Source organism: Bifidobacterium sp. B4081, assembly GCF_026537335.1.
In the GTDB taxonomy this organism is placed as follows: Bacteria; Actinomycetota; Actinomycetes; order Actinomycetales; family Bifidobacteriaceae; genus Bombiscardovia.
In genome coordinates, this window is sequence record NZ_JAFNMM010000004.1 from 124,646 (window position 1) to 137,385 (window position 12,740).

Here is a 12,740-nt window from a genome sequence, read left to right on the forward strand (position 1 = left end):
GTCCTCACTCCCCCTGTCTTCTATTGGCAATATGTTCCAGTACCTGGTTCGATCTCTGGGCGATTTCTAACGCTGCCTCCTCATAAGCAATAGCACCGGCTCCTTTAGGGTCGTAGGTGACAACGCTTTGCCGGAAGCTGGGAGCTTCAGAGATTTTGACTGAACGCGGAATGGTCGTATTAAGCACTATCTCTGGATAATGTTCCTTGACCTGATCAAACACTTCTTTGCTTAACAGTGTTCGCCTATCGTACATCGTCAACAACATTGTCGAGATTACAAGGTAAGGATTATAGCTTTGCTGAACAAGCCCTATGGTATGCAGTAGCTGTTGCAGTCCTTCAAGCGCATAGTATTCAGCTTGTACTGGGATCAATACCTCATTGACTGAACACATGGCGTTCAGAACTAGCAATCCGAGACTAGGTGGGCAATCAACGAGAACATAGTCATAATGCTGATGGCAGACTTTAAGATAGTCAGCAACTGCTTTTTTCATTAGCTGATTGCGGTTGGGCATATCCGCAACTTCCAGCTCAGCTCCACTTAAGTCAATGGAAGATGGGACAACCTCAAGATTGGGGAATTCAGGGGAAACTACCTTAACGTCGTCAATCCCAAGACGGCCTTCAAGTACATCATACGTTGATGGAGTCCCGGACTCATGAGCTACTCCCAATGCAGTAGAAGCGTTGCCTTGTGGATCCATATCGATGACCAACACACGCTGATTGAATTCAGCAAAGGCGCATGCCAAATTAACTGTAGTTGTGGTCTTCCCTACCCCACCCTTTTGATTTGCAACGGCAATGAAGCGAGTTTTTGAAGGATGAGGGAATTCAGCCTGGCGTAAAGCCTGATAGCGTGCAGAAAGATCTGCCATTTCCGCACCTGACACCGAACCTGTCCCGTCAGCGAATATTCGATTCAGAATATCCGTTGCCGACTCCATACCTGATGCGTTCGGCGTACCTTGCTCACCGATATCCGAGGTATTTCTCGAAACGGGTTTCACCTTCTTCGATGCGGTCACGAACCATCCTCCTTTTGATAACAAATCAATTTTCCCGTCCTAGTTGGACATGTCAGAACCAATCGCTAGTTACACACAGTCACTGTTCATAACTGTGGATAAGTGTGGATAGGCCCAATAACGGATCTGTCACCGACCCTCCCCTTAAATTATTAGCTTTGCCTTGTGATTATTGGCAATTCTGCCTCTTCCTGCACCACATCATGACTCACCAAGCATAATGTGGATAATTCATTTGTCAGGTCTCAATTGTGCATAACTTTAAAAAACCGCGTATCAATAAATTAACTACGCCTCATCAGCACGAAGCACTATTCATAGTTATTATCAATGATTAGTCCACCTACTGAGAAGTCTTAATAACACTGCTACAAATGTCTAATTAAACTCATAGACAAATTCTTATACAACTGTACTGCAGGATAGTGTTTCACGTGAAACAGCTCAATTGTTCAGGAAGTTCCATCTCATTTTTGCTTGTTAGCTTACACAGTTCGGTGTCTCAGTTCTGCCCACTCTATATTCTAAGGTGGTTTATACGCAAGCAAGGACTACCACGTATTTAGCGGACAGCACTAGTCGCAAAATTATGAATTTAATCTGTTTCATTGTTAAGCAACCGGCATCAGTATACTGATAGGTGTTCCACTATACTTCATGAGAATATGGTTGAAAGAAAATAGCTAAAATAAAGTTCAAGGGCCATTTCTAATCAAAATATAGAGGATATCGTGATTCCCTTTCATTTATACTCAAATACCCGTGATCAAGATTATTGAATTCCATGTCAATGGTTTCACGTGAAACATTGCATCTGATCTCTAGTTAGGAGTCATCCACTCAGAGTAGCAAGGCAGAATAATGTCAGATACAAGATGCTGCAGGATATAGCCGTCTTGTGTGGACTTACTCGTATATAACATACCCTCAGCTCTTTGTGAATGGGTGAATCTGTAACACTATAAGTGGCGAAGTGCGCAACATGCCACACACTAAAACAGATGTTGATTACGCAATGTTTCACGTGAAACTATCTTTAGTGCACGCACTAGAAACTGTGGATGGCCTCTTGTGCTAAATTCAGCTATCCCTCCATACCCGACATCAAAAAGGCATAGTCAGCGTTGAAACCGATTTAGAAATTGCTTCTGGTTGTATTAACCGATTAATCAAGCACTCGCATATACATTTGCAAAGATCGACAGCGCTCTATGAGTATTAATGAAGATACAACGCAGATCAACACACAGGTTAGACAAACCAAACTGCACTTATGCAATGGGAACCTGTAAATAGAAACAGCAGGGCGGGCGTAAATAAGACGAATTAGCACATGAAACAGGTAAATTGCTAGGTCACTGAGTATCAAAGGACGGCATCACCAGAGTTGGCTAATCAAGCATCCTAAAGTTGGCGGTATATCCCGTTCTAAGCTATAACCCTACACAATCGGCACAACAATGTTTGAAAGACAAAACCAGTATGAAATAAGCCTTATAGCAAAGCAGTCGGAAGAGACGGGGCGATGTGTTTGATCTCAAATGAAACAGCTTTACTATTTCAAATATTATACTCATATGTGACTTATGATGGCTTTGCTCTGCGGACAGATTAGATACTGGAGGATCAAAGTCGTTAAAAGCCTCGGACTGCAAACCATTCTTAAAAAAGTCATATAGGATTTCAAACATACTTTGTACTCTCCTTAACTGAGCATGTCATCCCTTCCGATTAGGTGGCAGACACTTTAGTTGCAGTCCGGCAAATGCAGGTTCGATCTAGTAGACAGAATCAGTCATTTCTGGTCATTTTCGACAAGGCTCTGTTTAGAGATTGATAATTTATTCTCTAATTTAGCAGAGTCTTATCTCGCTGTTGTGCAAAGACGCTGACAACGAAGTCATTAAATTGTGTCCTATCAATATCGTGCTTTAGCTTTTGTCCACAAGAACCACGTGAGTGTCCTCAAGACCGGGTGCAACAGGGGCTTGACGAACCCGTGGATTCGCTCCATGATATTTTTTTATCTCTTTAGCAGCTTTATCAAGCTCATTTTGCGCCGAACGACCTTTAAGAGCAATAAGCTGACCTCCTGACCTCAAGAGAGGTAGAGTCCACCCAGCGAGCTTGGTCATAGGTGCTACAGCCCGACAGGTCACGGCATCAAAATTCTGAGGAACTGAAGGCGCGAAATCCATATTTGCCGGACTTGCTCCGCCCATCACAGCCGAGGATTCGGTCCCATTCGCAACTTGCTGACTGTCACCATTCCTGGTGGTGACCAAAGTCGAAGAACCGTGGCCAGAAACGGAACTAGACACTTCCTCGCTTCGGCGACGACCATGACGGTGGCTATGTGAACCTTTTTTGTTGTGCCGATTTGATGCATGAGAGGATTGCGGAGCCAGATCCTCTGCACGTTTGCGAAGCACTGACACATTAACCAGTTGCAACTCATCAATGACTTCCTGCAACCAGAGCACACGCCGCTCCATTGGCTCGACAAGTACCACAGTGCACTGCGGAAGACACGCAGCCAGTACAATACCAGGGAAGCCCCCACCGGAACCTATATCTGCCACTGTCGCTGTCTGACCATCAGTAGTCAATCGTTCACGCACAAAAGGCACAATGGCAGCTGAATTGAGTATATGCCGCTCCCAAATAATGTCTTCATCGCGGGGGCCAATGATTCCTCTCTCCACGCCCTCACGTAGGAGCTTGTCGTGAAAACGCTGCATGGGTACTAAAGCATCGCCGAGAACCCGCCTCAAAAGGGGACTATTGTTCAACTCATCATCCACAACAGCCATTTCAACTCCTCACATCTGCATTCGGCACACAATTAATCACAGCCACAGACCTTGACAGCGTCATACTGTCTTGTATCTCGTATCAAGCGGCATCTCACCCTGTCAGAATCGAGAACCTCTGGACTCCGAAGCCAGCCCATTTACCAACGTATGGTTTTCAACCACAAAAGAGCGTCAAAGGCACACATCAATATCCTAACGGAAACAGCATAGAAGGAAGCCTCTTATAGAGGATCACGAACCAAGAGCATTCCGAATTAAGCAGCATGGCAAACTAAGCACCATCATGAGCCAGACAAGACAACATACCTGCCGAATAGCGCTACACAGACCGATAACAAAACGGACTTACACAGTATGGCCGCACCAAACAATGGAGCAATCCAAAAAGGCCGACATCACAAATACTTCATCGGAGCATAGCTCTACTTGGCTCTACTGTCACTCCCTGTCCGCGTCAGCAGGATCGTCATCAGCCCTGTAGTCAGCCGAATCCTCGACCTGATCAGCGTCATCCGCGTCCCGCGGGACGTCATACCCGACTGGCTCGTCCTCAACTTCGTCAGGCAGGTCCTCGTCTTCGTTCTTGGCCTTCAGGTAGACGGTGACGTACCGGTGAGGCTCCTCACCGTGGGAGCGTGACTTCAGCCTCTCCTCGCGAACCATGTCATGGACGATCTTGCGCTCGAATGAGTTCATAGGTTTCATATTGACGGGATCGCCGGTCTCACGAACCTCATCGATCACATCCAGGGCCTGCTCGCGAAGATGCTCACGCTTGCGCCGCAGAAAGCCGTCCACATCCACGATCAGATGGGAGCGCTCCCCTATTTTCTGCTGCACAGCCAGCCGCGTCAGCTGTTGAAGAGCGTCGACTACCTCGCCATCCTTGCCGATTAGATGCTTGATATCCGTATCGTCGTCAGCCACAATCTGCACGGTCGGACGGTGGTTGCGCACCCCCATCTCGATATCGCCCTCGTAATCGACGATGTCCAGCAACCCCTCCAGATAGTCGGCGGCGACATCCGCCTCCTCATTGAGTTGCTCGATGGTCTTTCCCTGGTCCAGAGACTGAGACATCTATGCTCTCCTTACACGCGTTTACATCCGATTCATAACCTCAGGCCCACTGGATTCCTGGTCACCAATCGAGTGTCCAGTATTGAGGATACACGGACGTGATGATTGCAGACTACTCCAGTATTCGCCCGACCGAAAGCCAGGTCACCACGCCGGCCACCACTGCCAATGGTCGCATCAACGGCCGCGGCGTTTGCGATGAGGCTGAGAACGCTGGTGGGAGACGTTCTTGTTGTTGCGGGCTTCCTCTTCCAGCCGCTTGGCCTCCATCAACTGCTCCTCCTCCAAGGAGGGCAGCCCCTGGCGCTTGCGGCGGGCATTCTCATGGCGGTGATCCCGCTCCTCCTTGCTCTCCGCGGCAGGCGATCCAGGCGTTGGCATATGGCGGACCTGGAAGAGGGTTCGGCCCAGATTCCAGAGGTTGTTGGTCAGCCAGTAAATCAGCACGGCGAAGGGGAAGTAGATACCCGAGAAGATGTACATGACCGGGAAGATGAAGGCCATCATCTGCTGCATCTTGTACTGCTGTCCCTGCATGGCCGACCTGGGCATGTTCCGCCGAACATTATGGAACTGCGAGTAGAACATGGCCAGGCACATGAGCACGATGAAGACCACAATGACTATGCGGCCCGCACCTTGGGCAGACATAAAGTTGTCCGAAATCCGCAGCCCAAAGAAGGTGGTCTCTTCGAATTCTCGCGCCACCTGTCTGTTGAAGGCTCCCAGAGGTGCCCGCTTGCCCCGGGCGATGAAGGGCACAGCGGATAGCACATAGAACATGGTCATGAAGACCGGGCCCTGGACCAGTGCGGGCAGACAGGATCCCATGGGGTTGGCATGGTTATCCTGGTAGACCTTCATGGTCTCCCGGCTCATGGCCTCTCGGCTCGCCGGATCCTTCTTATTGCGGTACTTGTTCTGGATCTTCATCAGCTTGGGCTGCAGGGCCTGCATCTTTTGCATGGATCGCAACTGCTTGATGAAGAGCGGCAGCACGCACAGATTGACGACCAGCACCAGCATCACTACCGAAAGCGCCCAAGCCACGCCGGGACCCTTGTGGAACCCGATCAGGGTCAGGAACTTGTGACAGTAGGTCATGATGTAGGTCATGAGCCACTCGATGGGATACAGGATCTTGTAGAAGAAGCCGTATATGCCCGTATCGAAAGTGAAGGTGTCGTTGTTCTGGAACATTATCAGGCCGTCTCCTTGTCTGGGGCCATGGGGGTCAGCCGGGCCTCCTCATGGGCCGTGGACCACGAGAACCGATAGAAGATGGAAAATCTTTGGGGCACGTCATCGATTCCGCCGTTGTTGAATGGCGTGCAACGCAATAGCCGCAGAACGGCCAGGATAGTTCCACGCAAGGCCCCGAACCGCTTCAGAGCGGTCAAAGCATACTGGGAGCAGGTCGGGTAGTAACGACAGCTCGGCGGCGAAAGGGGTGAGATGTGGCGCTGATACCAGCGGACTGCACCCTGCAGAGCCCGGGAGGCCAGGCCACTCATGCCCTGCACCCTTCACTGGCTTCCACATGTTGAACGGGTTGACGCTTGGACCCGGCAAGCTGCAGCTCTGACTGTCCCTGTGCATCGAGGCCGCCGGCAGTCTTCCCGGTCTTGCGCATGAGGTCACGGAAAAGCCTGTCGACTTGTTCCTCCAGCTGCTTGTATGTGGCTGTGGCAGCGCTGGGTTTGGCGCGCATGACCAGATCACAGGAGGATGGCAGCAGGTCCTCCTTAGATCCGGCAAGTTGCCTGAATCTGCGTTTGACCTTATTCCTAGTCACGGCCTTGCCCACATTTTTGGATACAGCGAGCCCCATGCGGCGTCTGCCTGCAGGCAGGATGTCATGCCGCCCTTCGCGCTCAGCCGATGTCACCGGCAGCAAGGTCGCTGTTCGGTCAGATCCAGGTATCGAATAATGTATGACCAGATCCCTGCTGCTGACCCGATGGCGTCGCCTGAGCACCGCCGTGAACTCCCGGTGGCTTCTCAGCCGTTCCACCTTCTGAAAAGGGATTGGATCCGACTCAGGCAGAGAGGGTCCGACGGCCCTTGGCCCGGCGCCGGTTGATCAGGGCACGACCGGAGCGGGTGCGCATACGAGCGCGGAATCCGTGCTTCATGTGACGACGGCGATTGTTGGGCTGGAATGTCCTCTTCATAATTCGTTGCTCCCGTGTGTAGACATACTCGAGTACGGCTCGTTATGAGTCAAGCTATATCACGGTACACATGAGCCGAGACGGAGTCAAACAGGCTTCCGGCATCCAGCTGGTGAGGACCGCTCCATACCCTGTGCAAACCCTGTCATAGCAGGAGAATAGGCCTCCTTACTTATCCACAAATTACATCACTGTTATTCACATTCATCGTAGATACAACACGCTATCCTGTGGATAACCGCGCAAAGTCGGTGTAACAATGAGCTACTGTCTACTCTGAGAGAAGCAGGAAGACCGGGAAATTCGTCGTCGAGAAGAGAGGAGCACACTGATGGCGCAGGATCCGCTGGATGCCGCTGCCCAGGCCAAGAGAATCTGGGATTCGGTCCTGCAGGTGCTCCGCTACAGCAGCTCATTGACCTCCAGAGACAAGGGCTGGCTGGAGGACATCACCCCCGAGGCGGTTTTCGGCACCACCATCGTTCTCAGGGTCTCCTCCAAGGCCACTCAGGAGGCTGTGCAGGGACCGCTCAGCCAGCCGCTCCTCAATGCATTGCAGCTGGTCACCAACCAGGAAATGTTCCCGGCCATCAAAATCGTCTACCCAGAGCAAATGGCCAAGCAGAAAGCTGCCGATCAACAGAATGACCAACGCGCGTCCGCCATGGCTGGCTCTGTCCCGGGCAGCGGCGAGTTCCGTCAGGTTCCCGGTCCTGCTCAGGATCCCTATAGCGACTACCAGCGTCAGGCCGGCATCGACCGATCGCCCGGCTCAGAGACCCACTCGGACTGGCGGACCGAGAACGCTGGAACCTCCAAGTCCCCGATTGTTTCCGTCAATGACTTCCACGAGGGCACCTATGTGCCTATGACCCTGGATATGCAGGCCGAACTGTCCGAGCCCTCCCCCGCTGTGAGGTCAACGGCAGGCGCTGATGCCGACCAGCAGAGCGAGGCAGAGAGGACCGCATCCCGACCCGCCTTCACCGTGCCCCGCTTCCCCATGAGCCAGAACCGAGTGGAGCGCGACCCGCAGACCCACCTGAACAAGAATGCCACCTTTGATACCTTCGTCCCAGGCGACTCCAACCGCTTTGCGCGAACCGTAGCCTTGGCCGTGGCCGAAGGGTCAGGCCAGGATTTCAATCCTTTATGTATCTACGGCAGCTCAGGCCTGGGCAAGACCCACCTGCTCAACGCCATTGGCAACTATGCCCTGGTCAAGGATCCTTCGCTCAAGGTCCGATACGTCAACTCGGAGGAATTCACCAATGAATTCATCGACGCCTTGCAAAACTCCACCCAAGGGTCGGGCCAGATCGCGGAATTCAACCGCCGCTATCGGCAGGTGGATGTGCTTCTTATCGATGATATCCAGTTTCTGGGGGGCAAGGAAGCCACCCTGGACCAGTTCTTCCACACCTTTAATGCCTTACATGACGCCAACAAGCGCATCGTCATCGCCTCGGACGTGGCCCCCAAGAATCTGAAAGGCTTCGAATCACGACTGATCTCGCGTTTCGATTCGGGTCTGACTGTGGATGTCAAACCTCCGGACCGGGAGACCCGGGTGGCCATCCTCAGAATGATGGCCTCCATGAACGGGGTCAGCATTCCCAACGAGGTTCTGGATCTGATCGCGGAACGCTTCACCGAGAACATCCGAGAGCTTGAGGGGGCCCTGACCCGTGTCACCGCCGTGGCCAGCCTTAACAATCAGCCGGTCACCACAGCCCTGGCCGAACAGACTCTGCAAGACTTCTTCTCTACGGATGTGGAGATCAAGCCCACTGACATCATCTCCCAGGTGGCCAAATACTTCCATCTGACCTTTGACGATATTGTCGGCCGCACGCGCACCAAGAACATCGCCCTAGCCCGACAGATAGCCATGTATCTGGCGCGGGAGATGACCAGCATGTCCTTGGTGGATATCGGCGAGGTCTTCGGCGGCCGCGACCACACCACAGTCATGCACGCCTATACACGTATCTCCAATGAGATGCAGGAAAAACGAGAGATTTACAACTACGTCATGGAGCTGACCGTCCGGCTCAAACAGCCTCAGGAATGATACGACACGCAGACACCACTGTGGATCGGCAGAAAAAGATATCCACCTACTTATCCCCGAATGTGGGCAAACCTTGGGAATAACCCACTGATTTTCCGGGGATAACTGGTGCATCTCCCGCGAACAAATCACATGTTTTTGTGGATAACTAAGCAGAACTCCAGACTTGTGGATAAATTGGCTTTTTAATCACACCGATTACACTACTTATCCACAACACTCAGGTGATGCCTATCCACTGCATTGCAAGGATCTGAGAACTTATCCACACCATCCACCAAGCTTATTACGATGACTCAATGTATATTTATGCAATAGTCACCTTCATACTCAAGCACACCTCTCACTCCAACCACATCACCCGACCTATTCGATAGAATGAATCCAGTTCATTCATCGACAAGAAGGCTCCCATGAAAGTAGAAGTGAATTCATCCGCACTCTCGGATGCAGTGGCATGGACCACCCGCATCATCCCCTCCCGGCCGGCTTCGCCGATCCTGGCAGGCATCAGGATGGAAGCCTCTGACGGAACATTGAAGCTCTCTGCTTTCGATTACGAGGTTTCGGCGAGGAACCACATCGAGGCAGGCATCGACGAATCCGGAACAGCCTTGGTACTGGGTAAACTGCTGGCTGACATCACAAAATCCCTGCCATCAGAGAAGACCTACCTGTCAACCGAGGGATCCAAGATGACCATTACCTCGGGCAAATCCACTTTTTCTCTGCAACTGATGCCTGACAGCGAATACCCCGACCTCCCTGCCGTTCCTGAGCCCATGGGCCAGGTGGATGCTGAGACCTTCATTCAGTCCATCTCCCAGTCCATCGTCGCTGTTTCCCGGGAAGAGAGCCGTCCGGTGCTGACCAGCGTCAAAACCGAGATCACTGGGGACAAGGTGGTCATGACCGCCACCGACCGTTTCAGGCTCTCCCGTTCGAGCTTCACTTGGACTCCTCGCGATGCCAACTTCTCCACCTCCATGCTTATCCGCGGCTCTTTGCTGCGGGACATCGCCCGTTCCCTGGACGAGCACCAGAACGTGACCATGGATTATGAAGCCGACAACCCCACCATCATGGGCGTGGAAAACGCTGGCAAAATATCCACTACCCAGCTGATCGACGGGGAATTCCCTGCAGTAGATCGTCTCTTTTCAGACGAGTACCCCATCCAAGCTGTCATCGCCCGGCAGGATCTGATCGACGCCATCAAGCGTGTGGCCCTAGTAGCCGAGCGCAATGCCCCAATCCGTATGGTTTTCTCCGGCAACGAGGTGACCCTGAGCGCAGGCACGGCTGACGAAGCGCAGGCCCATGAAGTTCTGCAGGCGGATCTGGACGGTGAGGACATCACAGTGGCTTTCAATCCCAACTACCTGATCGACGGGTTGGGCGCCATTGCTGAGCCTTTTGTCCGCATCAAGATGACTTCGGCAGTCAAGGCTGTAGAGTTCAACGGCCAGCAGGAGCAGGATTCCGAAGAGTCCATGGACTACCGTTACCTGCTTGTGCCCATGCGCTTCAACAACTGACACCTGGGCAGGTTCGAGGAACAATCGCCATGCACATCTCCCGTCTGGTTCTGGATCACTTCCGTTCCTGGGAGCATTGCGTCCTCGATTTGGAGCCCGGGGTGACCATTCTCGAAGGACGGAACGGCCTGGGCAAGACCAACCTGGTCGAGGCCATCGAGGTCCTGTCCGCCGGCGGCAGCCATAGGACTTCATCTTCCCTGCCCCTGGTAGAGCGTGGACAGTCCAAGGCCACCATCAGGGCCAGGGTGAAGCAGGACGGGACCGCCACCGACTATGAGCTGACCATTGCCGCCAAGGGATCCAACCGTGGAAGAATCAACGGTGGGCCGTCCCTCTATCAGCGTGATTTGGTAGGCCAGGTGCCCTGCGTGACTTTCAGCCCCGAGGACCAGCTGATGGTCTCAGGAGAGCCGGCAGCCAGGCGGGCCGTGCTGGACCAGGCCGGCAGCCAGCTTGATGCCGACTACTTCCAAGTTCGGCAGGATTTTCGCCATGTGGCCAGGCAGCGCGCTGCACTGCTCAAGCAGCTCTCTCAGGCGGGCCATGACGCCTCAGGTGATGGGCGCGATGCCGCTCTGTCCGGCCTTGAGATCTGGACTGGGCAGTTTATTCGCACCGGGCTGGATCTGAGCCGGCGACGAGCGGCTCTGGTAGAGGTCCTGGACCAGCCCTTCACCGATTTGTATGGTCGGCTGGCAGGACCTGGTCAGGACGCTCGATTGACCTACCGCCCTTCCCTGGAGGAGATCGGACCCGATAGGCAGACCGGTCCCGAGGTTGCCGAGGCTGTCAGTCGTCACTTTCAGCGGATATACCCGGGAGAAGTGGCCCGGGGCACCAATCTGATCGGTCCCCAGCGCGATGATCTGGCCTTCACTCTCAACGGCATGCCTGCCCGGGAGTTTGCCTCCAACGGTGAGATGTGGACCCTGGCCCTGGCTCTGAGACTGGCTCTGCTGCAGGTGGTCAAGGATCGTCGCTCCTTGGAGCCCATCGTCATTCTGGATGATGTCTTTGCCCAGTTGGATCGGGGCCGCAGGGATCAGATTCTCGACTTTGCCCGCCAGCAGGACCAGGTGCTCATCACCGTGGCCGCCGACAGCGATATTCCCTCCCTGCAGGGCGCCAGGTTGGTGGATGTGTCCAGGTTGAGGCCCTTGCAGCCATCCGATCCGGCCGCTCAGGATCCGGCCATCGCCAGTGCCATGCAGGATCTGCGGCGAACCAGGGGAACGGCCGATGGCGGCTCGGATATGCCGGATGGGCCGGAGGGGAACGACCTGTCATGAAGGCACCCATGGTCGAGACCCTGCACCTGGACCAGCGTCGATTGCCAGCCCTGGTCTTCGAAGGCTGCACGAGACGGGCGGCCACTCGTCGGCAGCGAGAGGATGACTCACGTAAGGCTTGGTATGCATTCGGCAAGCCAGGCCGCGACCCAGCCAAACTGGGAGGCGTGGTTACCAGTCTGGCTGCCGGAAGCGGGTGGACCAGCCATCTGAAGGTGGCCCGGCTGCGCAACCAGTGGGACAGTGTGGTGGGACCCGGTATCGCCGCCCATTCGAGAGTGGTCTCCTACCGGGAGGGCGTGCTGATCATCCAGGCGCAGACCACGGTCTGGGCCACCCAGCTGGCCTACTTGGTCCCCCAGCTCAAGGCGACCATTGTCAAGCGTCTGGGCATGCCGGTAAAGCAGATCCGGGTGACCGGCCCCCACAACTACAGTTTCCGCCGTTCGCGGTTCGATCCACCTGGCCGAGGCGTGCGCGACACCTATGGATGAACCCATAATCTACGAATACCGTCTTCCCAGCTTTCTGTAAGCCTAAAGTCCCCTAGAGCTGGTAATCTATAGGTTATAGGGTCAAACGCTTCCAAGGCCCCTTTATGGACGATTTGGAACCTGGTGACCATGACTTGATCCCCTGTTCGACCACGAACGGAAGCTGCTTTGTTGTCAGTGGCCGACGATAGGGGTGCAGAAAGGACTATCCGTGGCAGATCTCAACACTGACCCGTCCC

At 53.7% G+C, this 12,740-nt stretch carries 10 protein-coding genes and 1 pseudogene; 4 read left to right on the forward strand and 7 right to left on the reverse strand.

Features of this window, described 5'->3' with window-relative positions:
* Positions 1 to 4 precede the first annotated feature (4 nt).
* From J3T92_RS07825 to rpmH, 7 genes and pseudogenes are all read right to left on the reverse strand, one after another.
* The gene (locus J3T92_RS07825; RefSeq protein ID WP_029676100.1) at positions 5 to 952 is read right to left on the reverse strand and encodes a ParA family protein; all 948 of its coding nucleotides are present in this window, start codon (positions 950 to 952) and stop codon (positions 5 to 7) included.
* A 2,012-nt stretch (positions 953 to 2,964) separates the two neighbouring features.
* Positions 2,965 to 3,846 carry a 16S rRNA (guanine(527)-N(7))-methyltransferase RsmG gene (locus tag J3T92_RS07830; protein WP_267400897.1) on the reverse strand — a complete coding sequence of 294 codons (882 nt, stop codon included), beginning with the start codon at positions 3,844 to 3,846 and terminating at the stop codon, positions 2,965 to 2,967.
* Positions 3,847 to 4,287: 441 nt separating this feature from the next.
* Positions 4,288 to 4,929 carry a protein jag gene (locus J3T92_RS07835; protein ID WP_267400898.1) on the reverse strand — a complete coding sequence of 214 codons (642 nt, stop codon included), beginning with the start codon at positions 4,927 to 4,929 and terminating at the stop codon, positions 4,288 to 4,290.
* 177 nt (positions 4,930 to 5,106) lie between these two features.
* Positions 5,107 to 6,129: a membrane protein insertase YidC gene (yidC, locus tag J3T92_RS07840; RefSeq protein WP_024627111.1), complete on the reverse strand. Its 1,023-nt coding sequence runs from the start codon at positions 6,127 to 6,129 to the stop codon at positions 5,107 to 5,109.
* 2 nt (positions 6,130 to 6,131) lie between these two features.
* Positions 6,132 to 6,443, reverse strand: a complete 312-nt coding sequence (gene yidD, locus J3T92_RS07845) for a membrane protein insertion efficiency factor YidD (protein WP_267400899.1) — start codon at positions 6,441 to 6,443, stop codon at positions 6,132 to 6,134.
* A 107-nt stretch (positions 6,444 to 6,550) separates the two neighbouring features.
* Positions 6,551 to 6,943 (reverse strand): annotated as a pseudogene (rnpA, locus tag J3T92_RS07850) (ribonuclease P protein component); the annotation flags it as partial.
* Between the two features lie 25 nt (positions 6,944 to 6,968).
* Complete coding sequence (rpmH, locus tag J3T92_RS07855; RefSeq protein ID WP_015022700.1) at positions 6,969 to 7,103, reverse strand: 50S ribosomal protein L34; 135 nt, start codon at positions 7,101 to 7,103, stop codon at positions 6,969 to 6,971.
* 331 nt (positions 7,104 to 7,434) lie between these two features.
* On the opposite strand from rpmH, the gene dnaA reads away from it, so the two are divergent.
* From dnaA to J3T92_RS07875, 4 genes are all read left to right on the forward strand, one after another.
* Positions 7,435 to 9,177 (forward strand): chromosomal replication initiator protein DnaA, encoded by a 1,743-nt coding sequence (dnaA, locus tag J3T92_RS07860; protein WP_220236565.1) that lies wholly within the window; start codon positions 7,435 to 7,437, stop codon positions 9,175 to 9,177.
* A gap of 413 nt (positions 9,178 to 9,590) precedes the next feature.
* The gene (dnaN, locus tag J3T92_RS07865; RefSeq protein ID WP_220236566.1) at positions 9,591 to 10,715 is read left to right on the forward strand and encodes a DNA polymerase III subunit beta; all 1,125 of its coding nucleotides are present in this window, start codon (positions 9,591 to 9,593) and stop codon (positions 10,713 to 10,715) included.
* A 29-nt stretch (positions 10,716 to 10,744) separates the two neighbouring features.
* Positions 10,745 to 12,007, forward strand: a complete 1,263-nt coding sequence (gene recF, locus J3T92_RS07870) for a DNA replication/repair protein RecF (RefSeq protein WP_267400905.1) — start codon at positions 10,745 to 10,747, stop codon at positions 12,005 to 12,007.
* Positions 12,004 to 12,501, forward strand: a complete 498-nt coding sequence (locus J3T92_RS07875) for a DUF721 domain-containing protein (protein ID WP_267400908.1) — start codon at positions 12,004 to 12,006, stop codon at positions 12,499 to 12,501. The genes recF and J3T92_RS07875 overlap by 4 nt, the downstream gene beginning before the upstream one ends.
* Positions 12,502 to 12,740 lie beyond the last annotated feature (239 nt).